We start from the raw sequence: 25,316 nt of genomic DNA on the forward strand, positions 1-25,316 counted from the left end.
CACCTCGGATGACAACCCCTACTCGGAATCCCAATTCAAGACCATGAAATACCGACCCGACTTCCCAGAGCGCTTTGGCAGCATTGAGGACGCCAGATTGCATTGCCAGACATTCTTTGCCTGGTACAACGGGCAGCACTGCCACTCAGGAATTGGCCATATGACACCCCACAGCGTGCACTACGGGCTAGCGCAGGCAATGAGGGAGATCAGGCAAGCAACGCTGAATGCGGCATTCGATGCCACACCCAACCGATTCAAGGGGGTCCGCCCTTGCCTAAAACCCATGCCCACAGCGGCCTGGATCAACTCACCGCCAGCGCAAAGGAAGCCGTCTGAAACAGAACAACCCTGCACCGTAAATTTATGAAGCAAGGTGTAGCAAAGTCATTGACACGTTCCGGCCGACCAACGCCAACGCGTGCTGGACTTCTTGGCCAACCGCTTTGACGTACAGCCCGACGTGGCCACGCACATTGGGCAAGTGCAACACGCCACCACCCAACTGGCCAGCGGCCTGGCCAGCTGGGTGCCCCGCATCAGCCACGCCGACCAGCTTTACCAAATCGAGGCCACCGCAGGCTCGGGCAAAACACAGCTGGCCCTGACCCTGCTGCGCCAAGCCGTGACCCAAGGCCACAAAGCGCGCTATGTGTGCTTTAACCGCCCACTGGCCGACCACCTGGCCCGCCTGGCCCCGGCCTGCTGCGAAGTCACCACCTTCCACCAACTGTGCCGCGACCACGCCGAACGCCAAGGCCACACCCTGGACTTTGCAGACCCGCAAGTGTTTGCCCGCATGACGCAGCAATACCTGCAAGACGCCGCCACCCTGCCTGCCCGCTTGGGCCTGCTCATCCTGGACGAATCGCAAGACCTGGACCCTGCCTGGGTCGACGCCCTCTCGCAAGCCATGCTGCCCGAGGGGCAGCTGTATGTGATGGGCGACAGCCAGCAACAGCTGTACGAGCGCGAACCCTTTGCGCTGAACAACGCCGTGCAAGTGCGCTGCATGGACAACTTCAGAAGCCCCCAACGCGTGGTGCAGATGATCAACCGCCTGCAACTCACCCCCGAGCCCGTGCTGGCCCGCAGCGCCCACACCGGAGAACTGCCGCACTTTCATGTGTGGGAATCAGGCCAAAGCAGCGCACAAGGCCAACTGAACGCATGCCTGCAGCAGCTGTGGCAAAGCGGCTACTCGCCAGAACAAGTGGCCGTCATCAGTTACCGGGGCGTGCAGCAATCTGAAGCCCTGCGCCAAGACCGCCTGGGCGGGCACGCCACCAAGCGCTTTACGGGCCAATACGACAGCGCTGGCAACCCGCTGTGGAGCGACGGCCCACTGATGGCCGAAAGCCTGTACCGCTTCAAAGGCCAAAGCGCCCCCGCCGTGGTGCTGTGCGAAGTCGACTTTGAAACCCTGACCGAACGCGATAAACGCAAACTCTTCGTCGGCCTCACCCGTGCCCAAATGCGGGTGGACGTGGTGCTCAGCGAGCGGGCGGCGCGGGCGCTGGCCGAGTGCTTATCGGATACGCCTTGAGACCTTGCCAGACTAGCCAACTGCAAGAAAACGCTCAAGCGATGGGACCGCAAAAAATATTCAAGCGACAGCATCACCCCCAAAGATGCACTCAGCCCTTACAAGCACAACCGCCTGAACAATGCTTGCGGGCATGGACTGACAAACCATGTGCAATGAATGATGACGTCGACTTACACGGCTTGATGCCCAAGCGCAGGTGCCGTGACTCATTGGCGGCTTGGGCCTTCACGATGGAGCACTTTCGGATGAACCTGTTAACGACCCGCATCTTCAACACCCAAGGCCTGATCGCCTTGCTCCTTTGGCTGCTTTTGGCAGCTTGCAGCGCCCCCACACCCCCATCGCGTACGGCTGTCACCGCCGACAAAATCACCCCTGCCCAAGTGCTGCCGGCCAGGCCCATGCGCTTTGATTTGCCCGGTGGCGAAAGCCTGACCGCACGGGTCTGGGCCACACCCACGCCCCGGCACATCGTGCTGGGCGTGCATGGCTTCAACGACTACAGCAAGGCCTTCGAGCCGCTGGCGCAGCACCTGGCGGGTGAACTCGGTGCCACGGTTTACGCCTACGACCAACGTGGCTTTGGGGCCAACCCAAAGCCTGGCATCTGGCCCGGCACAGACACGCTGCTGGCCGACCTGCGCCACATCGCCACGCAATTGCGTGTTCGGCACCCCGGCTTGCCGCTGACGGTCGTAGGCGAAAGCATGGGCGGCGCTCTGGTGTGGATGGCAGCGGCTGAAACACCCGGCTTGGTGGCCGACCACATTGTGCTCAAAGCCCCCGCCGTCTGGGGCGCGAACAGCATGCCCTGGTACCAGCGGTTCAGCCTGCAATTCATGAACGCCGTGGCCCCCGACATGATCTTCACCGGCCGGGGCGTGCAGTCGCTGGGCATCACCCCCACCAATGACCCCGAGGTCTCGCGCGAACTTGGGCGCGATCCGCTCTTCATCAAAGCCACCCGCGTCAGCAGCCTGGCCGGGGTGACTCAGCTGATGGGCCGCGCCCAAAACCTCAGCACCTCGCCGCCGCAGCGCAGCTTGGTGTTGTATGGCCTGCGCGACCGCATCATCCCGTCATCGCCTGTGTGCGATTGGCTCACCCACCTGAACGCGGCAGGCGCCCCCAGCGCAGCGTTGGACTTTGTGGTCTATCCCGAAGGCTGGCACCTCTTGACGCGCCAACTGCAAACCCGCGAAGTGCTGCAAGACCTGGAGCAGTGGTTGCAGCAAAGCCCACTGCCTCGGCGGCAAAGCCTGCAACAAGCGCAAGACGCGGTGTGCACCAAACGCCCTTGAAAATTCGCTCGCTGTGGAGGGTTGAAAAGGGGTGTGCACCACGCCCATCGCCTACAGCGTGGGCTCCTGCAGCCAGATGTGCGATTGACTTATGGATCAAGTCTTCACAAGAACCTCACCATCAAGCACCACACCAGGCTCAATACACCATGGCCCACATCTCCAGGGGCGAGACCACCATGGCCTTCAAGGCCTGTGATTTGAGCCGCAAATCCCGGTCCTCAGTGACCACAAAACAGGCCACATCTTGACCCTGAAAACGCTGCCCCAGATGCAGCTGTGCCTGCAGCGCCTCCAAAATCCGGCCGTCCGCCCGGTCGCTGCCCTGCCCGCCAGAAAACCACACCCACAAGCTCTCGGTCTCGCTCCAGTGCTGGTCATCCGGGCCATCAAACACAATGTCGGCGCTGAGCAGTGGGTGCAACTCGGTCAGGCGCTGCACCCGCTCGATCAGCAAAGCCCGCGCCCGCGCATTAGGCCCTTGTCCGGCAGAAAAATACTCGGCCCCAATCAAGGGTTTGAGCTTGGGCAGCAGGTTGTGCCCATCGATGATCAGCCGAATCGGTCGCGCATGGCGCAGCCCGTGCTCAAAATGCTGTTTGGGCGTGACGGGCGGGTGTTCGTCTTTGTGCACGCCAGTGGCCGGGTGGTGCAGGTCATAAATCTGCATGGCTCGCCTGTCCAGCGCATCGTAGGCCTGCTGGCACATGGCCATGCTCCAGGCTTCGGCCAGCATGCTGCGCTCCACCTGACGTTTTTTCTCCTGCAACTCGTCCATGTCGTGGATGGCCAGCAGCGCCTGCCCCAGTTGCCGAACGGGCTGACGCGTGGGCTGGATCGAGCTTTGCGCCAGCCGCGCCTGCAAGGCCTCGATGTGGGTGGCCAGCGCACGCTGTTCCTCGGCCAACTGAGGCAAAGGCCGCAAAGCCTCGGCCTGCGCCTCTTGCAGCGCCGCCAGCAAGCGCTGTGCCTCGGCCAGTTGCTGCCCCACGGCGCTGCGCGTACCGAAACGCTTGTCCTCTTGCGTCTGCCGCGCCAGCAATTGCCGAGCACGCTCCAGCGGATCGGCCTGGTGTGACACCGGCAAGGCCAGGGCCTCACTGGCCGTCAGCCACGGCGCCATGCGCTTGTTCAACCCATCGGCAATGCCCTGCGCCACCCGCACGCGCCAATCGCCCTCCACCTCGGCCAGCCCCGCACGCGCTGCCTTGAGTTGCTCGTCCAGTGCCTGCACGTCCTTGCTCAGCTTGTTGCGCTGGCGCATCAGGCCATCGCGTTCGTCCTGCAACTCGTTGCGCTCGCGCTGCACTTGCTTGAACAACGAACTGGCCCGGATCTCGCGCTCGGCTTGCTCGCGGCTTTGGAGCTGCGTCGCCGCTGCGGCGGGTATCTGGCGCGTGGTGGGGCGGGCTGTGGGCGGCTCGTAGGGCACATCTGCCAGCACCGGCTGCAGCACCGTCAGCAAAGGCTTGAATCGCTGCTTGAAAGTTTCTTCCGTCTTGGGCTTGCCCAGCTTGGGTTTGGTGTGGGCAGGGGTGCACGATTGGGCCAAGGCCCGCACCGAATCGCGCTCATCTAGCCACATCGCCGCCAGCACCGGCACCCGGCCAAAGCGCTCCATCAAGGCCGCCAGGCCCTGCTCAATCGCCTTGTCGCTCAGCACCGCCACCAACGGCTCGGACAAAGTGGCGCTTCTGAGCAACTCCAAAATCAAAGGCGGCAGCGTTTTGAGCTGCATCTTGGCCAGCACGCGTTGGCGCAGCAAATCGGTGTTGGGCTTGTCTTGCTTCAGGCCCTGCATCAGCTCGGGCAACTTTTTGGCACCCGCCACCAAATCACTGTCGGGCATGGCCTGCACAGCGCTTTTCAAATGGTCCAACACTTCGGCCTCCAGGCCCTGCCAAATGGCCGCCCAATCGGGCGAAGTGCCATGGGGGCCAGGTGCTTGGGGTGGCTGCGGCGCGGGGAATAAGTGGTTTTCTGCGTTCATGGATCGGACGATCTTCTCATGCGCTGGCACCAGAGCGTCCGTCTGAAATTCAAACTTCATTCACACAGCCCTTCAGGTGTGGCGTGCGTCATTTTTTGACCAGATTCAGTCTCGTACCCCAAGGCAAGGGAGGGCAAATTGTCACCCCCCTTGAACAAACCCCAATGGCATGAATGCAGGCTTCGAAATTTCAGGCCTTGTCCATGCCATTCGAGATCACATCACCTGCCCATCCCCCCAACAAGGCCTGCGTCCGCGCATCCCGCTGCCCGCCATAAAACACACGCAGCACCTCGCCAAACAGGGGCTGATCGGGGTCTGCCTGCTCGAACAAGGTCATGCACGAGCACAGCTTGAGGTCATCGGGCGAGCCCATGATGCGCAGAATGGGCTCGTGCGGATGCAACAGCACAGCGCGGCTGCAATCGAGCAAACGTGGCCCCAGCACCGGGTGCGCCAGCCAATCGCGGGCGTCCTGCAGGCCGTCCAGCCCATAGTGCCGCGCCGTGGCGCTGCGGCCCAGGGCCTTGAGCTGCGGGAACACAAACCACATCCAGTGCGTGCGCTTGCGGCCAGCACGCAACTCGGCCATCACGACATCCATCACGGGGGCTTGGGCGGCGAGAAATTTTTCGGCAGTCAACATGTCAAGCTTTGGAACTTTTGGCTAAACGGAAATGGTCTCAAACGTCGATGTTCAAAAGCAGGCAACGCACGCCCCCCAGGGCTCTTGATGCTCCAGTTATCTAGTCACCCGCTTGAACAGCATCCCCTGGCGCAGCTTTGCGCTCAAAAAACAAGACCTGCATCGCTGTCACAAAAGCTGCTGCCTGGACCACCAACTCGGCTGCATCCGCCTGCACAAGCGATTCACCGTTGTAGTCTGCGACCAAACGTATTTCTTCAGCACGTTTGAGTTGCCGCCCCAACTCTTTGCTCACGGGACCGTCCTTGACCAGAAAAGCGCTGAAAGTATTGATCAAGCCGCGATGCATCTTGCCCAAGGCGTCGGGCGCAGGTACGCCTGACTCCAGCAATGCAGCCTGGGCCGCATCAAACATCGCGTAGTAGGCACGGTTGCATGCACCATCCTCATCCCCCAACTCGAGTAACACGCGTGCAGAAGCAACAGCCTGTGTGGCTTTGCCCATCAACGAAGTGGAAGACTTGGGCTGCATCACACCCGAAACCCTTCACGGGCAATGGTCGCCAACAAGGCCGGATTGCTGTACGCCTCTGGATGCTCCCATTCATCCCGCCAAATCGGCAGGGGTGAAATGTTGATGCCTGTGTCGAGCAACACGTCGTAAGCCGCATCAGACATTTTTAACTTGGTGTCCAAAAAACGCTGGTGCGGACCATCCAGCAAAACAGCCACATCCGCATCGCTGTCTGGGCGGTGGTCACCACGCGCCCGGCTGCCATACACAATCAATTCATTGGCAGCAAAGTCCGCCACTATCCGTTGGCGAAACTGCTGCACCGCCTGTGCCGTGGCCGAGTCCAACTGGTGCGCATGCACCACAGGGGCGGTGCGCCCTTCTTGCAATGCCACCAAAATCAATTTGCGCAAGCGCTCAAACTGCCCCAAACGAATCATGTCTTTGGGTGACATGTCGTCAAGCAAGGGATTACGTGCCTGAAACCAGGCCACGGTCTTGTCCATGTCGCCGCCAAAAACCTTGGCCACCCAATTGATGCTGATCGCGATGTCTTGCAAGCGCTCACGCACAGGATCAGGCATGGCACCGTCAAAGCGCACCGACTTGGGCGACACCGCTGAAATGCGAGCAAGCTCTTCTTTTTTCAGACTCAAAAATGCCTGCACCGACTTCGCATTGAACGAAGTCCCCAAGCCAAACCCCATCAGGTCTGGTGGAACCGTGTCAAAAAGGGAAAACCCTTTGAGTGGGATCGCTTCTGCTGCAGGCATGGACGTTTAATACACGTTAAAAACACAATTTAAGCACATTTAAACCACGAATAACCCAAACCATTTGAACTCACCTTTCTACCCTCCCTCTTCCTCCTTTCACGCATCCTGCGTCAGCATCCACGGCGCGCATTCATCGCCGCGCACTCAAACAGAGCCCTGACGGGCAAAGGTGGTGCCCCATTCGCTGGTCCAGTCGCGGGCAAAGGTCCACAGCTCGGCGTTGGGTGGACGTTGGGCCGCAAAGACTTGCCACACCCCATGCAGGTGACCAAGGGACAGGTCTGGCATGTCCAACCAGGGGGTTGTGCACACTCGCTAAAGGCCAGCCCAGCACAGCGGCCACGCTGGCCAACTCGGGCACAAGCACCTTCTCCAGAAAACACTGACGCGAACTCCAAGGCTTTTGTCAACTGGCCAGAAGAGCACTGGATTGGCTGCCACGGCGGTCACGCCAATGCATCAACAGCAAGACAACCCACGCTACACCCCCTGCGCACAGGTACAAGCCCAGCCAATGTGATGACCCAAGCCTCGATTGTTTTTTCCGCTGCAAGTGGGTGTGCCCGCTGCGGGCTGTGCGCTGGATGTTCGGGCAAGAGCAAAACGCGCTGAAGTCCCCCCTGGTCGGATTTGGTAAATTGCGAGCGAACTGCCATTGCAAGCCCCATGCACAAACCCATCCGACTTATTGCCGCCCTGCTGCTCTTGGCCTTTGGCCTGGGCAACGCCTTTGCCCAGCGCATGTACGACAGCAGTGGCCGTCAGTTGGGCCGGGTCGATGCCGAGCGGTTTTACAGCGCATCGGGCCAGCAGATCGGGCGGCTAGACGGCACGCGTGTCTATGACGCTTCGGGGCGGCCGTTGGGGCGCATCGATGGCGAGCGGGTGTATGACGCGTCGGGCAGGCCAATGGGGCGTGTGGATGGCGAGCGGCTTTACAGCGCTTCGGGTTCACCCATGGGCCGCCTGGACGGCGAGCGGATCTACGATGCGTCAGGACGGCAGATCGGCCGCGCCGATGGCTTGAGGCGCATGCAGTTGGTGGTCTATTTCTTTTTCTTCATGTGACCAGGCCGTCACGTCGGCCCGTTCAACCGCCGCAAATGATCGCGCCGCGACAGCAAAAACACACAGACAGTCCCTGCCCTTTGAAGTCTGAAGCGAAAGGCCGTATCGGTGAAAGCCCGCTGGGTCAGCCGCTCAGTCAAGGGGGCTGAGCGGGCAGTGGACGCGGTCACTCGTCGGTGTCTGGCGGCAAGCCGTCACCGACCATTGCGGGCGCCACGGCAGGCCCGGTGACGACGATGCGCAAGGTTTCGCGCAGCATTTTTTTCTCGGGCAAGCTCAGTGCGCGGGCCAGACGTTGGCGCATGCGCAAGAGCAGCTGGCGGTCCACTTCTTGCGGAATGCCCCGGCTGATTTGCAAGGCATCGCGCAGGTCTTCGCGCAGGTCTTCGGGTTCTTCATCCCACCAGGCGCTGATGACTTCATGCATGGATTTGCGCAGTTCTTCCACGTCTTCAACGGCCAGGCCCATGCCGGTGGGCGTTTTGCCCTGGAGCATTTCGGCCAATGCTTGCGAGTTGACCACCACGCGGCGGTCGGCCTGGGCCAGCAACCTAGCCCAACCCGGATCGGTGCGCACCATTTGGGGCATGTTGCGGGCCGATTCGTCGGCCAGGAGGTGCACGCTCAGGCCACTGAGCTGGGCTTCGTCAATGGTGGCGAGGAAACGCTCGTCATCGCTGGCCACCAGCACATGGTCGCATGCGTGGTGTTCGGCCAGTTGCTTGAGGTCATGGCCCAAAGAGCGCAGCAAGGAAGCACCGCCGTCAGCGTCGTGGGCCTGCACCAGACGCACGATCTGGTCGTCGATGACCAGGCCATCCGAGCGGTCGCTGTACCAGTAAATGCGGCGCAAATCGACATCGAGCGCCGCATGGGACAGGGCCTGGGACAGCAAACCGAGCAAACCTTGACGGTTGACGGACTCGCCCGTTGCGCCCATGGCGCCTTGTTGGGCCATCCAGATCAGGAATCGCCCATCAATGAGGGCCATGCAGGTGCCGCTGCGTTGTTCGCCAAAACGGCGGTCAGAACGTGAACCTTGGGAAAAATAATCGCGCTTCATGGGTCAACCTAAATCAATAAAAGTGAACTAACGCTGCTAAGAAACGCAGCGCTTGCCATTTTAAAGCTTCAAGTACACGGGCCACGGCGATTCGCGGCCTGCGCTCATCAATTCCAGGTATGCGTCAGCGCCACATAAGCGGACAACTGGCTGCTTCTCTCGACCAGGGGGCTTTGGCGCACGACGTCATCCCAGCGGCGATAACGCATCTGCAGCTGCAAGGCCCAGGGGCCGTTGAGGGGCACAGCCGCATGGAGCGAGACCACCGGCACTGTGGATGCGCCTGCCCGGTAGGCCGACAAACCGCTGGCTGCGGCTTGCGCGGTCGACACCCCGTACAGGTGCTGCACATAAGCGGCCGTGCGGTGCTCCAGCCCCAGCTGCGGGTACAAGGTGGCTGCGCCCAGCGGCACGCGACCGGCCCAGGTCAGCTCCAGCAACTGCCCGTCCGATTTCGAGTCGTGCAGCGCATAGGCAAAAATGCCGCCGACCGAGGTGCGCTGAAAAGTGCCCACACCGATGGGCACAGGCGATGAGCGGTCGCCCACAGCCGGGAAAGCCGAGTCGCGGGCCTTGAAGCCTTCGGTGCTGACGCGCGCAGCCAGCTCCAGATGGCCTTGCCCCATAGCCAGGGTTTTGATGCCCAGGGTGTCGACCCGGGCAAAAAAGCGCCCCCAGTCGCCATACACATAGGGCAAGGCGGTGACAGAACCCGTGCGGCCCTGGACCAGGGGCTGCGCGCCCACCAGCATGCCACCGGCCTCGCCCACAAAACGGTCATGGAAGGCCTCTTGAGCCATAACCCCTTGACCCAGGCCCCAGAGCATGAGCCCTGGCAACCCCACACGCAAATTGAGTTTCATGTCATTTCTCCTGAAGATATTGTGCAACAAGGCCCCTTCATGGCGCCCGAGAATGGTGGATGCTGCGCTGGGTCGGTTATAAATACCCATTGTGTCTACACCTTTGACTTTTGACCCCCGCCAAGTCCCGATTGCGCGCATCGACCACGATCTGCCCGCAGTGCCTTGGGCCCAGCTGCAACCTGAAGCCCTCAAGGCGCGGTTTGCTCAGCTGCACGCTTGGGTGCCGGAAGTTCAACGTGAACCCCAGTTTTCAAAGCGCTCGCCCACGCATGCGGCAGTGCTGATCCCCATCGTCATGCGAGGCACGCATGCCTCAGGGCCAACGGTGTTGTTGACTCAACGCGCGGCGCATTTGTCCACGCATTCAGGGCAAATCGCGTTTCCAGGCGGCAAAGTGGACCCCGAGGACATCGACCGCCGCAGCACCGCACTGCGCGAGGCACAAGAAGAGGTAGGCCTGGACCCGCGCCATGTGCAAATCATTGGCGAGATGCCGGTCTACATCACCGGAACTTCTTTTTTGGTCACACCCGTCATTGGACTGGTTTCTCCCGAGGTAGTGCTCACGCCCAATGCGGATGAGGTTGCGGATGTGTTCGAGGTGCCGTTGGCATTTCTGATGAATCCAACACACCACCGGTTGCATGCAGTGGACTGGCAAGGGGGGCAGCGCCAATGGTTTTCCATGCCCTACCAGGAATCGCGTGTGACACCGGATGGCCAAGTGGCGCTGGTGGAGCGCTTCATCTGGGGTGCAACTGCAGCGATGTTGCGCAATTTTTATCGGTTTTTAGCAGTCAATCCTGAAGGTTGAGGACGACATGAGTTTTTTTGCAATTCTTCTGGCTTTGGTCCTTGAACAAGCGCGCCCACTGCACACGGGCAATGTGGTTTACACCACAGCTAACCGCTGGGTGGCTTGGGTTGCGCGCAACTTTGATGCGGGCGTGCGGCACCAGGCCTGGATCACTTGGGGTATCACCGTGCTGGGACCGGCCTTGGTGGCCATGCTGGTGCATTGGCTGCTGGAGTTGGGTTTGGGCTGGTTTTTTGCAGTCGCATGGAATGTGGCGCTGCTTTACATCACGCTGGGGTTTCGCCAGTTCAGCCACCATTTCACGGCAATCCGGGAGGCTCTGGAAGAAGGCGACGAAACCAAGGCCCGAGAGCTGCTGGCCGAGTGGCAACAAGTGCAGGTGGGCCAATTGCCCCGCAGTGAAATCGTGCGCCATGTCATCGAGTACTCGATGATCGCGGCGCATCGCCATGTCTTTGGGGTTTTCTTCTGGTACGCGGCCTTGTCCATGGTGGGCCTCGGGCCGGTCGGCGCCGTGGTCTATCGCCTGACCGAATTTGCGCAGCGTCGCTGGCATGCCCCGGAGAACGATGGCTCGCTGGTCAGTGACATTTTGCAGTCGGTATCTTCTCGCGCCTGGCGAGCCATGGATTGGCTGCCCTCACGCATGACGGCCCTGGGTTTTGCCATTGTGGGCAGCTTCGAGGACGCCATGGACGGCTGGCGCAACCATGCGCAAAACTTCCCGGAAGACAACGACGGCGTCATCCTGGCGGCCACGGCGGGTGCCATCAACATCCGTTTGGGCGGCGCAGCATTGCAACCCAGCAACACCGAAGCCGAAAACGCCGACAGCGCAGGCGGCAGCAGCACCCCGGGGCGTGCGCCCGAAGTGGCGCATTTTGCGCAAGTGGTCGGTCTGGTCTGGCGCTCGGTCATCATGTGGTTGGTCCTGGTCGCTCTGCTGACCATGGCCAAATTGATGGGCTGAACCAAGTCGGGGCTGAAGCCGCCGACCTACAAATACCGTGCTCCGCAGGTCGGTACTCGCAGAGTCCGACGTTGATCCTCACCAGCGCTGCTGGCTGAGTTCATCAAACAGCTGCGCATAAATGCGGTGCCGCCGCACGCTGATGGTGCCGGGGTGCTGCTCGGTTTCGACCTGCGCCAGCACAGCGCAACCGGGCTCGTGCAAATGCGTGCAGTTGTAGAACTTGCAGCCGCCCAAATGCTTGCGCAAATCGGGCATGCAGTCGGCCAGGCGGGTGGGCTCGATGTGGTGCAGCCCAAACTCCTGAAAGCCGGGTGAATCGATCAAGGCGGTGCGACCAGCGCCAGTTGCAGCACCTTCTTGAGCAAGCCCGTCGAGCGCCGGCACCCAGTACCAACGCGTACTGGTCGTGGTGTGTTTACCCGAATTCAGCGCCAGCGAAATTTCACCGGTTTCCACCTGCGCATCGGGCACCAAGCGGTTGATCAGCGTGCTTTTCCCACTGCCCGACGGCCCCAGCACCAAAGTGGTCAGGCCCTGCAAATGCTTGCACAAGGCAGCCACGCCATCGTCGGCCACCGGTCTGCGCGGGCTCAGGCTGATGGGCATGACGCTGTAGCCCATGGCGCGATAGGGGCCCAGGCGCTCCCAGGCTTGGGCAAAAGGCTGGGCCAGGTCGCTTTTGTTGAGCGCGATGATGGGCGTGATGCGCTCTGCCTCGGCCGCCACCAAGGCGCGTGAGAGCTGGCTTTCTGAATACTCAGGGTCGGCCGCGATCAGGATCAGCACGCGGTCCAGATTGGCAGCAAAGGATTTGGTGCGGATTTCGTCTTGCCGGTAAAACAGGTTGCGGCGCTCTTGCAGTTTTTCGATGCTGCCCTCGTCGCCCGCGATTTGCCACAGCACCTGGTCGCCCACCACCACCTGGTTTTTCTTGCCCCGGGGGTGGCAAATCAGGCGTCGGCCTTCGGGTGTCTCGACCAGGCAATGTCGGCCATAGGTAGCCACCACCAAGCCCGGCTCCAGATCATTGGCCTGGGGCAAGGCCGGGCGCGCTTTGGGTTTATTCATGCCGCATCATGCCGGTAACAAAGCGTCGGTCTGGGTCGCGGCCTCAAAATCGAGTCGGCTCAAACCGCGCACATCGTGCGTGTTCCAGCGCACCACGCAACGTTTGTAGGTCAGCACCAGCTCGGGGTGGTGGTTGAGCTTTTCAGACAACCAGCCCACGCTGTTGACGAAGAGCAAAGCGTGTGTGTGCTGCTCAAAGGCAAAGCTTTTTTCGATCGCCACCTGTTCACCATCGCCCGACAGACCCCAGCCAGGAACCTGTGCCAGCGCCATGATCACCTCAGTGGGTTTGAGGGCGCGAACTTCAGGGGCGCTCATGCGGTTTTCATCCTGAGCAACCGCTCACTGGCCGGTGGGTGCGAGTAATAAAACTTCACATACCAAGGGTCGGGCGTGAGGGTCGAGGCATTGTCTTGATACAGCTTGAGCAGGGCCGAAGACAAGTCCTTGCCCGGCGTTTGCGACACGGCATAGGCATCGGCCTCGAACTCCTGCTGGCGCGAGCGCCAGGACGACACGGGCGCAAAGAACAAAGTGAACACGGGCGTGACCAGCATGAACAAGACCAGTGCCAGCGCATCGTTGCTGCCCGACAAATTCGGCATCACACCCAGGCCCGTGTAAAACCAGACTTGCTGCGCCAGCCAGCCCAGCAGCGCCAGGCCCGCCAGCGTCATGGCAAAGCTGGTCGCCATCATTTTGACGATGTGTTTGTGCTTGAAGTGGCCCAGCTCATGGGCCAGCACCGCTTCCATTTCGGCCGGGCTCAGTTGCTTGAGCAAGGTGTCGAAAAAGACCACGCGCTTGCTGGCCCCAAAGCCTGTGAAAAACGCATTGGAATGCGCCGATCGGCGGCTGCCGTCCATCACGAAAAAACCTTTGGCGGTAAAGCCTGCGCGCTGCATCAGGCCCTGTACGCGGGCTTTGAGCGATTCATCTTCCAGGGGCGTGAATTTGTTGAACAGGGGCATGATCACGTTGGGCGCAATCGCCATCAAAAACAGCTGCCAGCCCACCAACACGCCCCAGGCCCACAACCACCACCAGGCGCCCCCGGCTTGCATGAGCCACAGCACCACCCAAAGCAGCGGCAAGCCCAACACCAAACCCAGCGCCAGGCCCTTGAGCATGTCGGCGAGCCACAAGGCTGGCGTGATCTTGTTGAAGCCAAAGCGCTGCTCCACGCCAAAGGTTTGCATGAGCGACAAGGGCAATCCAATCAGACCGCCGACCAGCGTGAAGCCCAGCACCAGCGCGATTTGCTGCGCCATGCCCGGGCCGATCCAGCCCAGCAGCACCTGGTTGAGCGCATCGAGCCCACCCAGCAGCGTCCAGCCCAGCAGCACCGCGGCATCCAGGGCGATGTCGATTTGCGACAGTCGCGCTTTGGCCAGGGTGTAATCGGCCGCTTTTTGATGGTCAACCAAGTTCATGGTGTCGGCATAGGCTTGCGGCACCGCGCTTCGGTGGCGCGCCACATGCCGCACTTGGCGGATATTGAGCCAAAATTTAAGCGCCACATGCGCCAACAAAGCGAGCACCAGCGTCAATGTCAAAGTCAGGGAAGGATTCATCGGCGTATTGTAGAAGCCGCCTTGTCTGGCTGTTGTTGGCAAGGGCTTGAGTCCACAGGGCCTTGGCAGCATCCATGCATGCGCGCATGTCCATCGTTGGGCGATGAAGCTCATGTGCATCAGCGACAATCCCCGCATGTCTGATGTGAACACCACCCCCCAAGAAGCGGCAGAGCTGCCCAAATCCGACCAAAACCTGGTCTGGATCGATTGTGAAATGACGGGCCTGGACCCGGAAAAAGAACGCTTGCTGGAGATCGCCGTCATCGTGACCGGGCCCCACCTCACACCGCGCATCGAAGGGCCGGTGCTGGTCATTCACCAAAGCGACGAGTTGCTCAACCAAATGGACAAGTGGAACAAGGGCACGCATGGCAAAAGCGGCTTGATCGACAAGGTCAAAGCCTCTACCACGAGCGAAGCCGATGCCGAAGAACAGATCCTGGCCTTTCTGAAAAAGTACCTGCCCAAAAACAGCTCACCGCTGTGCGGCAACACCATCAGCCAGGACCGACGTTTTCTGGTCAAGTTCATGCCCAAGCTCGAAGCGTTTTTCCACTACCGCAACCTGGATGTGAGCACCCTCAAGGAACTGTCACGCCGCTGGAAGCCCGAGGTGTATGCCAACTTCAAGAAGCAGCAAAAGCACACCGCCTTGGCCGATGTGCACGAATCCATCGACGAACTGGCGCATTACCGCGAGCATTTCATCCGTTTGTGATTTTTTCAGGGAAAACCCTAGCGATTTATACGCAGACGTGCCATAATCGCGGGCTTGCTGCATTTCAGATGCAGCATTTCTTACATCTCCCTTCATGCCTTGACCCAACGATAGGGTCACTCACAGCGGCCAGGCTCCAAGCCAAGCGCCCCTCGCGAGCACCGTTTGATGGTTGATGTTTTTTCAACCTTGCGGTGCTAAGACCTTATGCAACAGTCTTTCTGTTGACGGTCGTTGTTCCGTGCGAGTTTTATACATACACATGACTGACACTTTGAACCCAGTGCACAGCGACTTGTCGCCTGCCGAAATCACATCCATGGCCACCGAGTCGACTGCACAGCCTGCAGCAAGCAGCTTGGCCCTTGAAATCATGGCCGCCGCTGCAGCCGAAATCACGCCCGAGCCAGCCGCTGAAGTCTCGACTGAAGCAGCCGAAGAAGTGGAATCCGTCGCCGACGTGCCCAATGGCTTCATCGAACTGGGCCTGGCCCCTGAGCTGGTGCAAGCCGTGGCCGATCTGGGCTACACGCAGCCTACTGCGGTCCAATTGCGCGCCATTCCTCTGGCCTTGCCCACCGCGGGTGGCTCCAAGGATGGCAAGTCGAATGGCTACACCGACCTGATGGTCTCCAGCCAAACCGGCAGCGGCAAAACCGCCGCCTTCTTGCTGCCCGTGCTGCACACGCTGATCCAGCAGATGGCCGAACAGGAAGCCGCTGAACGCGCCGAGTTTGAACAAGCCTGCGCCGACGCGGCCGCCAAGGGCGAGCCCGCCCCCAAGCGTGCCAAGCGCAAAGACCCCACCAACCCACGCAACTTCAAGGCCCCGACGCCCGGTGCCCTGATCTTGTGCCCCACACGCGAGTTGGCCCAGCAGGTGGCGCAAGACGCCATTGAGCTGGTCAAGCACACACGCGGTCTGCGCGTGGCCAACGTGGTCGGCGGCATTCCTTACCAGCTGCAAATTGCCAAGCTGCAAAACGCCAACTTGGTTGTGGCCACCCCAGGCCGTTTGCTCGACCTGCAACGCTCCATGCAAATCAAGTTGGACCAGGTGCAGTTTTTGGTGGTGGACGAAGCCGACCGCATGCTCGACTTGGGCTTCTCGGACGACTTGGCCGACATCAACGACATGACCAGCCAGCGCCGCCAGACCATGATGTTCAGCGCCACTTTTGCGCCACGCATTCAGCAACTGGCCATGCGCGTGATGCACGACGGCGGTTCCTCGGTCCAGAAAATTCAGATTGACAACCCCCAGGAAAAGCACAACAACATCAAGCAGGTGCTGTTTTGGGCCGACAACGCCCAACACAAGCGCCAGATGCTCGACCACTGGTTGCGTGACGCCACGATCGACCAGGCCATCGTGTTCTCCAGCACCCAAATCGAGTGCGACGGCTTGGCCGCTGACCTGCAGCAAGACGGCTTCTCGGCTGTGGCCCTGCACGGCGCCCTGAGCCAGGGCATGCGCAACCGCCGCCTGATGGCGCTGCGCAATGGCCAAGTCCAGATTTTGGTCGCCACCGACGTGGCCGCTCGCGGCATTGACGTGCCCACCATCACCCACGTCTTCAACTTCGGCTTGCCGATGAAGGCCGAGGACTACACCCACCGCATTGGCCGCACAGGCCGCGCTGGCCGCGATGGCCTGGCCGTGACCTTTGCCGAAATCCGTGACCGCCGCAAAATCGGTGACATCGAGTCCTACACTCGCCAGCCCTTCAAGGCCGAAGTGATTCCAGGCCTCGAGCCCAAAGTTCGCATGCCCGAAGCCCGCAAGCCCATGGGCCGTGGCGGTGACCGTTTTGGCGGCGAGCGCAATTACGCCAACGCTGGCGGTGGCTTCCGTGGTGGTCGCCCAGCGGGTGGCCGTGACTTTGGTGGCAACCGTGACCGCGATGGCGGTGGCTTTGACAACCGCGCCCCGCGTGGCAATTTCCGCGACGAGCAGCCCCGCTTTGAGCAGCGCAGCGAACCCCGCTTCGATGCCCGCAAAGACGGCGGCCGTTTTGACGCCCCCCGTGGCGAGCACCGCGGCGGTGGTGACCGTTTTGAACAGCGCGGCGCACCTGCGCACCCTTGGGACAAAGGCGACAGCCGCCCTGCCCCGCGCCAAGACGCCCGCCAGGACGGTCCACGTCAAGGCGGCCGCTGGGAAGACCGTGGTGGTGACAACCGCAATGCCGCCCGCCCTGCCCCACGCGGCGCAGCCGGTGACAAGTTCGCCCGCGGCCCCAAGCAGTTTGGCGCCGGCAACTTCAAACCCCACGCCGCAGGCGAAGGCCCTGCAGGCAAGCGTGGCGGCACACGCGTGCTGAAAATCACACGCGGCTGAGATGGGACTGGCTGGGCTTTACACAGCCCCGTTCGTTGACACTCTGCTTCAGTCAAAAGGCCTTGCGCTCACGCGCAAGGCCTTTTTTTGTGTGCATCCCCAAGGGGCGAAGAGATCAGTGGAGTCACACCTCGGGCACTGCAAGTGCCGCCCCAGCCAAGAAGTCTGCGCTGATGTGAAGCTCGATGGTGAGAGCGCCCGTCAGATCAGTGGGTATGCACAAAAGCACTGACCAGCATCACCATGCCCATGCCCAGCGCCAACCACATGACTTGCGCCGCCGTCTCGTGGGCCGTCAGGCGTTTTTGCAGTTGAGGAATCAAGTCAGCCAAGGCCACATAAACGAAACTGCTGCTGGCCACCACCAAAAAATAAGGCAGTCCATCGTGCAAGGCATCCACCAGCACATAACCCACTGCACCGCCCAAGGCCGTGATGGCACCGGCCATGGACACTTTGAGCACCGCCGCCTGACGGTTGCCGCTGCCTTCGCGCAACACCACCAGATCACCCATGTGGTGCGGCACCTCGTGGGCCAGCACGGCCAGCGCCGCCAGCCAGCCTAAACGCATGTCAGCCATGAAGGCAGAGGCAATCAGGATGCCATCGCCAAAACAATGCACGCTGTCGCCTGCCAACACCGCCCACTGACCGGCGTGGCCTCGGGCTGGGGCGTGGGTGTGATGGACATGACTGGGGTGAGCTTCTTCAGCATGAGGGTGCCCTGCTGAGTGGTGTCCATGATGATGGTTGTGTTCATGCCCGTGGTGCCACAACTCTGCCTTGTCGAGCAAAAAGAAGAACACCAAGCCCAAGAGCAAGGTCATGAACAAGGCATGCGCTTCGATGCCACTTTCAAAAGCCTCGGGCAGCAGATGCAAAAAAGCCGTCGCCAGCAAAGCGCCTGCAGCCAGGCTGAGCATGTGCTGCGTGTAGCGGCTGATGACCCCAAAGCTCAACCAAGCCGCCAGCCAGACGCTGCCAATGCCCGCGACCAAAGTACCCAACAAAATCGCCAAGAAAGTCATCTTTTTCCTAGGAGTGCACCAGGCACACGTCAAACTAACCGCCCCGAAGGGCGGCTGTTGCTTTTTCAAAATCAGGCCACGCCCTGACGTTTGAGCCAGGTCAGCAATCGCTGCCAACCGTCCTCCGCCGCCGCTTTGCGATAGCTGGGACGGTAGTCGGCATGGAATGCGTGCGGTGCATCAGGATAAACCACAAATTCACTGGTTTTGGCTGCGGCACTGCCTTGGGCCAAGGCTGCTTTCATCTTATCCACTGTGTCAAGCGCAATACCGGTATCGGCTGCACCATAAAGCCCCAGCACCGGCGCCTTGATCTTGTCCACCAGATCGAGCGGATGACTAGGCGTTTGGGCAGTTGCAGCCCCCACCAAGCGGCCATACCAGGCCACGCTGGCTTTGAGTTTAGGCTGGTGCGCAGCATACAACCACGCAATGCGCCCACCCCAGCAAAAACCGGTAATGGCCAGTTTTTGGGTATCGCCGCCGTTGGCGCCAGCCCAGGCCACCGCCGCGTCCAGGTCAGCCATCACCTGCGCATCAGGCACTTTGGAAATCACCTCCGCTTGCAGTTTGGCAATTTCGCCATATGAGCTGGGATCGCCCTGGCGCACAAACAACTCGGGCGCAATCGCCATATAGCCTGCCTGAGCCAGGCGGCGTGTGACATCGGCAATGTATTCATGCACGCCAAAAATTTCGGAAATCACCAGCACCACCGGCAAGCCTGTTTTGCCAGCAGGGGCGCTGCGGTAAGCGGGCATCTTGAAGCCGTTGACATCAATGGTCACCTCGCCCGAGACCAGCCCGGCAGCTGGTGTTTTGATGGCCGTTTGCGCCATGACAGGCGCAGCCGCCGCGGCATAGCCCACGCCCAAAGCCGCTTGCAAGGCCAAGCGGCGGGTGGCCCCGGAAGATTCGATGCGGCCTCCCAGCAAGGCCTGCGTGTCATTCATCAGATCATGGTTCACTGTGTGTCTCCTGTGATTTCGGTCAAAAAAAGGGGCATCTTTGCACAGACCTCGCCATCTTGCTGTGAACGGGAATTGGGCAGGCCAGCCCAGGCGGCATGAACCATTTCCACGGTGGTTCAAGGGTGTTGCTGCAACAACCACAACAAGCCACTGAGGGTGAAAAAAGAACCCACAGTGGTCACCAGCAAGGCAGCAGCGCTGATCGCGCCGTGGCCGTGGCGCTGACTCAAAAGCGTGTAGATGCCCAGCATGGGCAAAGCCCCAGTGAGCAAAGCCGCCGAGCGCAAGGCGGGATCGGCAATGGGCACGAACCAAGCCACCACGGCCCACATGGCCAGGGGATGCAAAAATAATTTACCGACCGCGATTTGGGACACCGTGCCCTTAAGACCCTCGACCTTCAGACCCACCAACGCGCCGCCAATCACAAACAAGGACAAAACCGCGCTGGCCTGCGCAAACAGGTTGATCGTGCGGCCCAGCACTGCCGGCAGGGTCCAGCCCGACCAGGAAAGCACAAACCCACCGGCGATACCCCAGATCATGGGGTTCTTCGCCAAGTTCGTGAGCGTTTGCCGCAGCACCTGTTTCCACTGCCCGCGCTGGCCGTCTACTGAATCGGCCACAGCCAACAACACCGGGATCAGCAGCAGGTTTTCCACGATCATGTTCAGCGCCAGCGCCACACCGGCCACGGGACCAAAGCTCAACAAGATGATCGGATAGCCCACAAAACCACTGTTGGGGCACGACATGCCCATGGCCATCATGCTGCTGTAGCTCAGGCTGTGGCCCAGCACCTTGCGGGCCCAAAACAGCCCTCCCAAAATCATCACCATCGAGCCCAGCGCATAAGCGAGCAAGTAGTCGGCATTGAGGATGTCGCCAAGGCTGCGCTGCGACAAGGCATTGAACAGCAAGGCCGGCAAGGCCAGGTTGAGGGTGAACTTGCCAAACACCTGCATGTCGGCCTTGGCAAACATGCCCTGACGGGTGAACACATAGCCCAGCGCAATGACCAGGTAAATCGGGCCAGTGATGCCCAAAATTGGAAGAATGGCGTTCATGAATCAGTCAAGTTTGTGTCTGCGCCCGACGCATGCATGGGCAGTCGCCGATGGTATGGCCAGCCTTGGCCTGGCGATGCAAGCGCTGAGGGCGCAGAGGTCATGCCGCGCAAGCCGAAAAAATGACGCCCGGAAGCTTGAAACAGGGCATGCTCTCAGGCTTTGCGCATCACAAATCCAGCACCAGTCTTGCTGTCTGACTGCGTGAGCAGCAAATCAGCATCTGGTCGTTGGCGGCTTGCTCTTCGGGGGTGAGGTAGCTGTCCCAATGGTCGGGTGTGCCTGCCACCACATTTGTCAGGCAAGTGCCGCAGATGCCTTCAGCACAAGAAAACGGCACGTCATGCCCGGCGTCTTGCAGCGCTTTCAAAATGGACTGGTCTTTGTTGACCTGCAAAATTTGGCCGCTCTTTTGCAACTGCACTTCAAAACGGCCATCGGCATTGAGCGGTGTTTGGGTCAAGTTTGTGGTGTTCATGCGGTGACGACGGGAATGTTTTCCAAGGCCAGCAAGCGTTCGATGATACGGCGCGATTGCACACCATCGGAGTAAATGTTGGGCATCAAGAGCTTGCGGTCTGGCCATTGGCAGATGTTGGCTTGTTGCAATTGGAGCATCTCCATGTCTTCATTGAAGATGCCGCCTTGGTCCGCCCGAATTTTGTCGGTCAGCGCCGCATCATGGGGTTTGAACTGGCGTGCCATGCCCCATTGGTACCAGTGCGAGGTCTCGGTCTCGGGGGTGATGAAGTCCACCACCACGCTGTAGGCCTTGCGTTCGGGCGCGGCATCAAAACCACCCTGACCTGCCAGAGCCACGCCCACGTCGATCATGATGTGGGTGGGGGGGATGAATCGGCAAATTTGCCAACGGTTCACCTGGGCCTGCGGGTCCAGGCCATTGGCGCTCATGTCCATTTGCCAAAACGGCGGTGCCTGAATCCCGGTCATGTGGCGCTGCAAAATAACCTGATCACCCTCCACCATGGTGGTGCAAGGCGCCTCGTCGATCTCGGGCTGGCCGATGCTGTTGGCGTGCACACAGGTCTCGTGTGTCAAGTCCATCAGGTTGTCGATCATCAATCGGTCATTGGCCTTGACGTGATAGAGCCCGCCGCCATAGGTCCAAGTGGGATTTTCAAAAAAGCCCGAATTCATGAAGGTCTGATGAGTTGCACACCGGGCGTGCCCGGTGCGGCAGGGTCACGCAAGGCGACCTGCATGTTTTGCCGCGCAATGCGCGAGTGCTCGCGCATGAGGGCCTCGTCGCGGCCCGCCTCGCGCCGCTCGATGGCGTCCAGCACCTGCCGGTGCTGGTGCTGCGCCACCACCGGGGTGTAGCGGGCGTGGGGGTCCTGCACATGCACACCCACAAAGCCCGAGGCCGATGCAAAGGGCAAGCTGGATGCCCGTTCAATTTCGCGGGCCAACACCGCGCTGTAGGCCATCACGGACAACTGCTTGTGAAACTGACCGTTCAGCTCAACAGAGGCCGAAAACGTTTCATCGTCCAGGGCCTATGCCTGCAGCACCGCATCAATTCGTTCCAAGCAGAACCGCGCTTGCTGGATCAAGGCAGGGCGCACACCCCGCTCGGCGGCGTTTATGTATCCAACGCGACAGGCAGCATTTGGGTTCAAGCGATAGCCCCCGCCCCACATCAAAAGCAGGGCTGGCTCCCACAAACAGCCTCCCTATAGGAGCTTGCCCTGCAAGCGATAGCCCACGCCCCGCATCGAAAGCAGGGCTGGCTCCCACAAACAGCCCCCCTGTAGGAGCTTGCCCTGCAAGCGATAGCCCACGCCCCGCATCGAAAGCAGGGCTGGCTCCCACAAATAGCCCCCCCCTGTAGGAGCTTGCCCTGCAAGCGATAGCCCCCGCCCCGCATCGCCAGCAGGGCTGGCTCCTACAAACATCGCCCCCGTAGGAGCTTGCCCTGCAAGCGACAATCGACGCATGGGATCCACACACCACATGACATTGGAATTTCTGGAATTTGACTGCAGCGACGACAGCGAAGGCGTGGTCTGCTGGGACGCGCTGGCCCAACCCGCTGCACGCCACACCCCCGCACTGCTGCACGAGGTGACGCAGCTGCTGGCCTGGGCACACCGCTTTGGCCCGCAAGCGCCCGGCCCCATCGAAGACGGCGCGGATTGGGACTTTGACCTGCACATCCGCTGTGGCAACGCCCCGATCACCGCCCACTGGAACAGCGCCGACCAGACGCTGGCGCTGTCGCCAAAACCATCGACAAACGACGAGATCACCCTGAGCCTGAGCATCAGCGGCACCCCCGCATTTGCCCAAGCCTTTCGAGAACACTGGAACGCGCCTTGAGCCACCCCCATCGCCCTGCCCCGGTCAGCTTTGCGCAGGCCCTCAAATTCTGGTTCTGGCTGGGCTGCGTCAGCTTTGGCGGCCCGGCGGGGCAGATTGCGCTGATGCACGAAGAACTGGTGGTGCGCCGCCGCTGGATTTCAGAAAAGCGCTACCTGCACGCGCTGCACTACTGCATGCTGCTGCCCGGCCCAGAAGCCCAGCAACTGGCCACCTACACCGGCTGGCTCATGCACGGCACACGCGGCGGCATCGCGGCCGGTGCCCTGTTTGTGCTGCCGAGTTTGGTGCTGTTGATCGGGCTCAGCTGGGCCTACACCGTGTGGGGCCAACACCCCTGGGGCCAAGCGCTGCTGTGGGGCCTCAAGCCCGCCGTGACCGCGCTGGTGCTTCAAGCTGTGCACCGCATGGCCAAACGCACGCTCAAAGCGCCGTGGTTGTGGGCACTGGCAGCGGCATCGCTGCTGGGCACGCTGTGGGGCTTGTCCTTCCCGTGGATCATCTTGGGCGCGGCCTTGTTGGGCCATGGCATGGCACGCCATCGGCCTGCAGCTGCAGCGCCGCACGGCGCGGCCAGCGCAACGCCCGACGCGCCTGCCTGGCTGGACGACGACACCCCACAACCGACTCACACCCATTGCAGCCATGCCCGCCTGGTGCGCGCCCTGTTGCTGGGCGTGGGTCTGTGGGCGCTGAGCCTGGGCACCATTGCGCTGCTGCTGGGCACGGCCCACACCCTCACGCAGATGGGCGGCTTTTTCACGCAAGCGGCATTGCTGACCTTTGGCGGCGCTTATGCGGTGCTGCCCTTTGTGACGCAAGCGGCCGTCATGCAATACGGCTGGCTGAGTGCCACGCAAATGATGGACGGCCTGGCCCTGGGCGAAAGCACACCGGGGCCACTGATCATCGTGGTGGCCTTTGTGGGCTTCATCGGCGGGCACAGCCAGGCGCTTTTGGGCAACCCTTTGCTGGGCGGCATCGCGGCGGCCTGCGTGGTGACCTGGTTCACCTTCTTGCCCTCGTTTGTGTTCATCCTGGCAGGTGGCCCGCTGGTGGAAGCCACGCGTCACATGCCCTCGTTGGCCGGCCCACTGCAAGCCATCACGGCAGCGGTGATCGGCGTGGTGCTGCACCTGGCCGGTGTGTTTGCCTACGCCACCTGGTGGCCGCAAGGCTGGCCACAAAGCCCCGACTACAGCGCCATCGCGCTGACTGCGGTGGCGGCGTGGCTGTTGATCGCCCGGCAGCGCCATGTGATGCAGGTGCTGGGCCTGTGTGTGGGGGTGGGCTGGGTGCTCCAAGCTTTGACATAAAGGACGGCGATGAAAAATGATTTGTGGACATCGGCCATGGAATCCATGGCTGATCTGACAACGCTGTCCTTCGCCTCCAAGGCTTTGTTGATCTACGGCGGCTTGATGGGGCTGGCCTTGGGGCTCACCTATTGGCTGTCACTGGGCGATGCACGCACCCTGCGCGATGTGGGCATTTGGGTCAAGCCCATGAAGTTCATGGCCGCCACCGCCCTGTTTGTCTGGACCACCGTGTGGCTCAGCGAATGGGCCAATCCCGCTGTAGCGCAAGGCGATGCCTACAAAGGCATCTGCCTGTTGATCTTGTTCACCTCTTTGTTTGAAGTCGTCTACATCAGCTACCAGGCATCGCAAGGCGAGGCGTCGCACTACAACACCAGCGACCCGTTTCACGCCTTCATGTTTGGACTGATGGGCCTGGCGGCGGTCGGGCTGACGGCATCACAGCTCTGGCTGGCCTGGGAGATTGGGTCAGCCCGTGGCCCTCAAGGCCTGACCGTCACTGCATGGGGCGTCGTGGTGGGCTTGGTGCTCACCTTCGTGCTGTCCACCGTCAGCGGATTCATGCTGGGCGGCCACCAAGCGCCCGCAGGCCAAGGCCTGCCCTCGGAACGTGTCAATGACTTTGCTACACCTTGCTTCATAAATTTACGGTGCAGGGTTGTTCTGTTTCAGACGGCTTCCTTTGCGCTGGCGGTGAGTTGATCCAGGCCGCTGTGGGCATGGGTTTTAGGCAAGGGCGGACCCCCTTGAATCGGTTGGGTGTGGCATCGAATGCCGCATTCAGCGTTGCTTGCCTGATCTCCCTCATTGCCTGCGCTAGCCCGTAGTGCACGCTGTGGGGTGTCATATGGCCAATTCGTGAGTGGCAGTGCTGCCCGTTGTACCAGGCAAAGAATGTCTGGCAATGCAATCTGGCGTCCTCAATGCTGCCAAAGCGCTCTGGGAAGTCGGGTCGGTATTTCATGGTCTTGAATTGGGATTCCGAGTAGGGGTTGTCATCCGAGGTGTAGGGACGGCTGTGGCTCTTGGCCACGTCCAGGTCCACCAACACCGGTTTGGAGCGCATAGAGGTACCCCGGTCCGCGTGCAGCGTGAGCGCACCGGGCATCACGTCGTGGCGGGCCACGGTATCGGCAATCAGTTGCTGGGCCAGCTCAGCGCTCTCACGCGGCGCAATCAGCCATCCAACGACGTAGCGACTGAAGATGTCCAGGATGACGTAGAGATGGAAGCACGTCCATTTGGCTGGACCCTTGAGTTTGGTGATGTCCCACGACCAGACTTGGTTGGGCCYTGCGCCAGGCATTTAAGCTTTGCCTAAACC

At 61.0% G+C, this 25,316-nt stretch carries 26 protein-coding genes and 2 pseudogenes; 11 read left to right on the plus strand and 17 right to left on the minus strand.

What is annotated here, in order from left to right; translation table 11 throughout:
- The 3 genes from AMM33_RS19110 to AMM33_RS19120 form a co-directional block, all read left to right on the plus strand.
- On the plus strand, nucleotides 1–370 hold a 370-nt coding region (locus AMM33_RS19110), incomplete at its 5' end, for an integrase core domain-containing protein (RefSeq protein ID WP_194945580.1).
- A gap of 51 nt (nucleotides 371–421) precedes the next feature.
- Nucleotides 422–1,546 carry an AAA family ATPase gene (locus AMM33_RS19115; RefSeq protein WP_090142848.1) on the plus strand — a complete coding sequence of 375 codons (1,125 nt, stop codon included), beginning with the start codon at nucleotides 422–424 and terminating at the stop codon, nucleotides 1,544–1,546.
- Nucleotides 1,547–1,794: 248 nt separating this feature from the next.
- Nucleotides 1,795–2,850 (plus strand): alpha/beta fold hydrolase, encoded by a 1,056-nt coding sequence (locus AMM33_RS19120; protein ID WP_194945581.1) that lies wholly within the window; start codon nucleotides 1,795–1,797, stop codon nucleotides 2,848–2,850.
- Nucleotides 2,851–2,989: 139 nt separating this feature from the next.
- On the opposite strand, the gene AMM33_RS19125 is transcribed toward AMM33_RS19120, so the two are convergent.
- The 5 genes from AMM33_RS19125 to AMM33_RS22160 form a co-directional block, all read right to left on the minus strand.
- Nucleotides 2,990–4,840 carry a coiled-coil domain-containing protein gene (locus AMM33_RS19125; protein ID WP_194945582.1) on the minus strand — a complete coding sequence of 617 codons (1,851 nt, stop codon included), beginning with the start codon at nucleotides 4,838–4,840 and terminating at the stop codon, nucleotides 2,990–2,992.
- 190 nt (nucleotides 4,841–5,030) lie between these two features.
- Nucleotides 5,031–5,486: a DUF1810 domain-containing protein gene (locus AMM33_RS19130; RefSeq protein WP_090142851.1), complete on the minus strand. Its 456-nt coding sequence runs from the start codon at nucleotides 5,484–5,486 to the stop codon at nucleotides 5,031–5,033.
- 100 nt (nucleotides 5,487–5,586) lie between these two features.
- Nucleotides 5,587–6,018 (minus strand): HEPN domain-containing protein, encoded by a 432-nt coding sequence (locus AMM33_RS19135; RefSeq protein ID WP_228768253.1) that lies wholly within the window; start codon nucleotides 6,016–6,018, stop codon nucleotides 5,587–5,589.
- A complete protein-coding gene (locus tag AMM33_RS22780) occupies nucleotides 6,018–6,773 on the minus strand; it encodes a nucleotidyltransferase domain-containing protein (protein WP_369802477.1) in 756 nt (251 codons plus the stop codon). The genes AMM33_RS19135 and AMM33_RS22780 overlap by 1 nt, the downstream gene beginning before the upstream one ends.
- Before the next feature lie 147 nt (nucleotides 6,774–6,920).
- Nucleotides 6,921–7,064: a hypothetical protein gene (locus tag AMM33_RS22160; RefSeq protein ID WP_194945583.1), complete on the minus strand. Its 144-nt coding sequence runs from the start codon at nucleotides 7,062–7,064 to the stop codon at nucleotides 6,921–6,923.
- Between the two features lie 378 nt (nucleotides 7,065–7,442).
- Here AMM33_RS22160 and AMM33_RS19145 point away from each other — a divergent pair, with 378 nt between their 5' ends.
- The gene (locus AMM33_RS19145) at nucleotides 7,443–7,844 is read left to right on the plus strand and encodes a 5-fold beta-flower protein (protein ID WP_090142852.1); all 402 of its coding nucleotides are present in this window, start codon (nucleotides 7,443–7,445) and stop codon (nucleotides 7,842–7,844) included.
- 166 nt (nucleotides 7,845–8,010) lie between these two features.
- On the opposite strand, the gene AMM33_RS19150 is transcribed toward AMM33_RS19145, so the two are convergent.
- Nucleotides 8,011–8,907 carry an NYN domain-containing protein gene (locus AMM33_RS19150; RefSeq protein ID WP_090142853.1) on the minus strand — a complete coding sequence of 299 codons (897 nt, stop codon included), beginning with the start codon at nucleotides 8,905–8,907 and terminating at the stop codon, nucleotides 8,011–8,013.
- A 107-nt stretch (nucleotides 8,908–9,014) separates the two neighbouring features.
- Nucleotides 9,015–9,770 carry a MipA/OmpV family protein gene (locus tag AMM33_RS19155; protein ID WP_194945584.1) on the minus strand — a complete coding sequence of 252 codons (756 nt, stop codon included), beginning with the start codon at nucleotides 9,768–9,770 and terminating at the stop codon, nucleotides 9,015–9,017.
- Nucleotides 9,771–9,852: 82 nt separating this feature from the next.
- Here AMM33_RS19155 and AMM33_RS19160 point away from each other — a divergent pair, with 82 nt between their 5' ends.
- Together AMM33_RS19160 and AMM33_RS19165 are read left to right on the plus strand one after the other, a co-directional pair.
- On the plus strand, nucleotides 9,853–10,587 hold the full coding sequence (locus tag AMM33_RS19160) for a CoA pyrophosphatase (protein WP_090142869.1): 735 nt from the start codon (nucleotides 9,853–9,855) through the stop codon (nucleotides 10,585–10,587).
- A 7-nt stretch (nucleotides 10,588–10,594) separates the two neighbouring features.
- Complete coding sequence (locus tag AMM33_RS19165) at nucleotides 10,595–11,560, plus strand: CobD/CbiB family protein (protein ID WP_090142855.1); 966 nt, start codon at nucleotides 10,595–10,597, stop codon at nucleotides 11,558–11,560.
- 78 nt (nucleotides 11,561–11,638) lie between these two features.
- Here AMM33_RS19165 and rsgA read toward each other — a convergent pair whose 3' ends face one another.
- From rsgA to AMM33_RS19180, 3 genes are read right to left on the minus strand one after another with little or no spacing between them, the layout of a single operon-like run.
- On the minus strand, nucleotides 11,639–12,631 hold the full coding sequence (rsgA, locus tag AMM33_RS19170; protein WP_090142856.1) for a ribosome small subunit-dependent GTPase A: 993 nt from the start codon (nucleotides 12,629–12,631) through the stop codon (nucleotides 11,639–11,641).
- Nucleotides 12,632–12,637: 6 nt separating this feature from the next.
- Complete coding sequence (locus AMM33_RS19175) at nucleotides 12,638–12,949, minus strand: 4a-hydroxytetrahydrobiopterin dehydratase (protein WP_090142857.1); 312 nt, start codon at nucleotides 12,947–12,949, stop codon at nucleotides 12,638–12,640.
- The gene (locus AMM33_RS19180; protein WP_090142858.1) at nucleotides 12,946–14,205 is read right to left on the minus strand and encodes a M48 family metallopeptidase; all 1,260 of its coding nucleotides are present in this window, start codon (nucleotides 14,203–14,205) and stop codon (nucleotides 12,946–12,948) included. The genes AMM33_RS19175 and AMM33_RS19180 overlap by 4 nt, the downstream gene beginning before the upstream one ends.
- 136 nt (nucleotides 14,206–14,341) lie before the next feature.
- On the opposite strand from AMM33_RS19180, the gene orn reads away from it, so the two are divergent.
- Together orn and AMM33_RS19190 are read left to right on the plus strand one after the other, a co-directional pair.
- On the plus strand, nucleotides 14,342–14,926 hold the full coding sequence (gene orn, locus AMM33_RS19185) for an oligoribonuclease (protein WP_090142870.1): 585 nt from the start codon (nucleotides 14,342–14,344) through the stop codon (nucleotides 14,924–14,926).
- Nucleotides 14,927–15,188: 262 nt separating this feature from the next.
- Complete coding sequence (locus tag AMM33_RS19190) at nucleotides 15,189–17,267, plus strand: DEAD/DEAH box helicase (protein WP_090142859.1); 2,079 nt, start codon at nucleotides 15,189–15,191, stop codon at nucleotides 17,265–17,267.
- 206 nt (nucleotides 17,268–17,473) lie between these two features.
- Here the strand turns inward: AMM33_RS19190 and AMM33_RS19195 are convergent, their stop codons facing one another.
- From AMM33_RS19195 to AMM33_RS19220, 6 genes and pseudogenes are all read right to left on the minus strand, one after another.
- Nucleotides 17,474–18,295 carry a ZIP family metal transporter gene (locus tag AMM33_RS19195; RefSeq protein ID WP_090142860.1) on the minus strand — a complete coding sequence of 274 codons (822 nt, stop codon included), beginning with the start codon at nucleotides 18,293–18,295 and terminating at the stop codon, nucleotides 17,474–17,476.
- 71 nt (nucleotides 18,296–18,366) lie between these two features.
- Entirely contained in the window at nucleotides 18,367–19,248 is an 882-nt protein-coding gene (locus tag AMM33_RS19200; protein WP_090142871.1) for a dienelactone hydrolase family protein, read from the minus strand.
- A gap of 134 nt (nucleotides 19,249–19,382) precedes the next feature.
- On the minus strand, nucleotides 19,383–20,333 hold the full coding sequence (locus tag AMM33_RS19205; RefSeq protein WP_090142861.1) for an AEC family transporter: 951 nt from the start codon (nucleotides 20,331–20,333) through the stop codon (nucleotides 19,383–19,385).
- A 169-nt stretch (nucleotides 20,334–20,502) separates the two neighbouring features.
- Entirely contained in the window at nucleotides 20,503–20,811 is a 309-nt protein-coding gene (locus AMM33_RS19210) for a 2Fe-2S iron-sulfur cluster-binding protein (RefSeq protein WP_090142862.1), read from the minus strand.
- Nucleotides 20,808–21,473: pseudogene (locus AMM33_RS19215) on the minus strand (aromatic ring-hydroxylating dioxygenase subunit alpha); the annotation flags it as partial. The pseudogene AMM33_RS19215 and the gene AMM33_RS19210, both read right to left, overlap by 4 nt.
- A 14-nt stretch (nucleotides 21,474–21,487) precedes the next feature.
- Nucleotides 21,488–21,847 carry an FCD domain-containing protein gene (locus tag AMM33_RS19220; protein WP_304438316.1) on the minus strand — a complete coding sequence of 120 codons (360 nt, stop codon included), beginning with the start codon at nucleotides 21,845–21,847 and terminating at the stop codon, nucleotides 21,488–21,490.
- A gap of 442 nt (nucleotides 21,848–22,289) precedes the next feature.
- Between AMM33_RS19220 and AMM33_RS19225 the strand changes: the two genes are divergently transcribed.
- Genes AMM33_RS19225 through AMM33_RS19235 form a run of 3 tightly spaced genes read left to right on the plus strand, consistent with a single transcriptional unit; the run spans nucleotide 22,290 to nucleotide 24,694 of the window.
- Nucleotides 22,290–22,673 carry a hypothetical protein gene (locus AMM33_RS19225; RefSeq protein WP_228768254.1) on the plus strand — a complete coding sequence of 128 codons (384 nt, stop codon included), beginning with the start codon at nucleotides 22,290–22,292 and terminating at the stop codon, nucleotides 22,671–22,673.
- On the plus strand, nucleotides 22,670–23,989 hold the full coding sequence (gene chrA, locus AMM33_RS19230; RefSeq protein WP_228768255.1) for a chromate efflux transporter: 1,320 nt from the start codon (nucleotides 22,670–22,672) through the stop codon (nucleotides 23,987–23,989). Before AMM33_RS19225 ends, chrA begins: the two co-directional genes overlap by 4 nt.
- Before the next feature lie 9 nt (nucleotides 23,990–23,998).
- On the plus strand, nucleotides 23,999–24,694 hold the full coding sequence (locus AMM33_RS19235) for a hypothetical protein (protein WP_090142865.1): 696 nt from the start codon (nucleotides 23,999–24,001) through the stop codon (nucleotides 24,692–24,694).
- Here the strand turns inward: AMM33_RS19235 and AMM33_RS19240 are convergent.
- Nucleotides 24,630–25,283, minus strand: a pseudogene (locus AMM33_RS19240) (transposase); the annotation flags it as partial. The gene AMM33_RS19235 and the pseudogene AMM33_RS19240 overlap by 65 nt on opposite strands.
- Nucleotides 25,284–25,316: the final 33 nt, after the last annotated feature.

The sequence above is a fragment of the Limnohabitans sp. DM1 genome (assembly GCF_001269385.1).
GTDB lineage: Bacteria > Pseudomonadota > Gammaproteobacteria > Burkholderiales > Burkholderiaceae_C > Limnohabitans_A.

Coding starts and splice junctions, on each gene's coding strand:
- orn (WP_090142870.1), top strand. CDS start 14,342: ATGTCTGATGTGAACACCACCCCCCAAGAAGCGGCAGAGCTGCCCAAA.
- AMM33_RS19180 (WP_090142858.1), bottom strand. CDS start 14,205: ATGAATCCTTCCCTGACTTTGACATTGACGCTGGTGCTCGCTTTGTTG.
- AMM33_RS19195 (WP_090142860.1), bottom strand. CDS start 18,295: ATGACTTTCTTGGCGATTTTGTTGGGTACTTTGGTCGCGGGCATTGGC.
- AMM33_RS19165 (WP_090142855.1), top strand. CDS start 10,595: ATGAGTTTTTTTGCAATTCTTCTGGCTTTGGTCCTTGAACAAGCGCGC.
- AMM33_RS19235 (WP_090142865.1), top strand. CDS start 23,999: ATGAAAAATGATTTGTGGACATCGGCCATGGAATCCATGGCTGATCTG.
- AMM33_RS19130 (WP_090142851.1), bottom strand. CDS start 5,486: ATGTTGACTGCCGAAAAATTTCTCGCCGCCCAAGCCCCCGTGATGGAT.
- AMM33_RS19150 (WP_090142853.1), bottom strand. CDS start 8,907: ATGAAGCGCGATTATTTTTCCCAAGGTTCACGTTCTGACCGCCGTTTT.
- AMM33_RS22780 (WP_369802477.1), bottom strand. CDS start 6,773: ATGCCTGCAGCAGAAGCGATCCCACTCAAAGGGTTTTCCCTTTTTGAC.
- AMM33_RS19120 (WP_194945581.1), top strand. CDS start 1,795: ATGAACCTGTTAACGACCCGCATCTTCAACACCCAAGGCCTGATCGCC.
- AMM33_RS19225 (WP_228768254.1), top strand. CDS start 22,290: ATGGGATCCACACACCACATGACATTGGAATTTCTGGAATTTGACTGC.
- AMM33_RS19125 (WP_194945582.1), bottom strand. CDS start 4,840: ATGAACGCAGAAAACCACTTATTCCCCGCGCCGCAGCCACCCCAAGCA.
- AMM33_RS19175 (WP_090142857.1), bottom strand. CDS start 12,949: ATGAGCGCCCCTGAAGTTCGCGCCCTCAAACCCACTGAGGTGATCATG.
- rsgA (WP_090142856.1), bottom strand. CDS start 12,631: ATGAATAAACCCAAAGCGCGCCCGGCCTTGCCCCAGGCCAATGATCTG.
- AMM33_RS22160 (WP_194945583.1), bottom strand. CDS start 7,064: ATGCCAGACCTGTCCCTTGGTCACCTGCATGGGGTGTGGCAAGTCTTT.
- AMM33_RS19205 (WP_090142861.1), bottom strand. CDS start 20,333: ATGAACGCCATTCTTCCAATTTTGGGCATCACTGGCCCGATTTACCTG.
- AMM33_RS19155 (WP_194945584.1), bottom strand. CDS start 9,770: ATGAAACTCAATTTGCGTGTGGGGTTGCCAGGGCTCATGCTCTGGGGC.
- AMM33_RS19210 (WP_090142862.1), bottom strand. CDS start 20,811: ATGAACACCACAAACTTGACCCAAACACCGCTCAATGCCGATGGCCGT.
- AMM33_RS19135 (WP_228768253.1), bottom strand. CDS start 6,018: ATGCAGCCCAAGTCTTCCACTTCGTTGATGGGCAAAGCCACACAGGCT.
- AMM33_RS19200 (WP_090142871.1), bottom strand. CDS start 19,248: ATGAATGACACGCAGGCCTTGCTGGGAGGCCGCATCGAATCTTCCGGG.
- AMM33_RS19145 (WP_090142852.1), top strand. CDS start 7,443: ATGCACAAACCCATCCGACTTATTGCCGCCCTGCTGCTCTTGGCCTTT.
- AMM33_RS19190 (WP_090142859.1), top strand. CDS start 15,189: ATGACTGACACTTTGAACCCAGTGCACAGCGACTTGTCGCCTGCCGAA.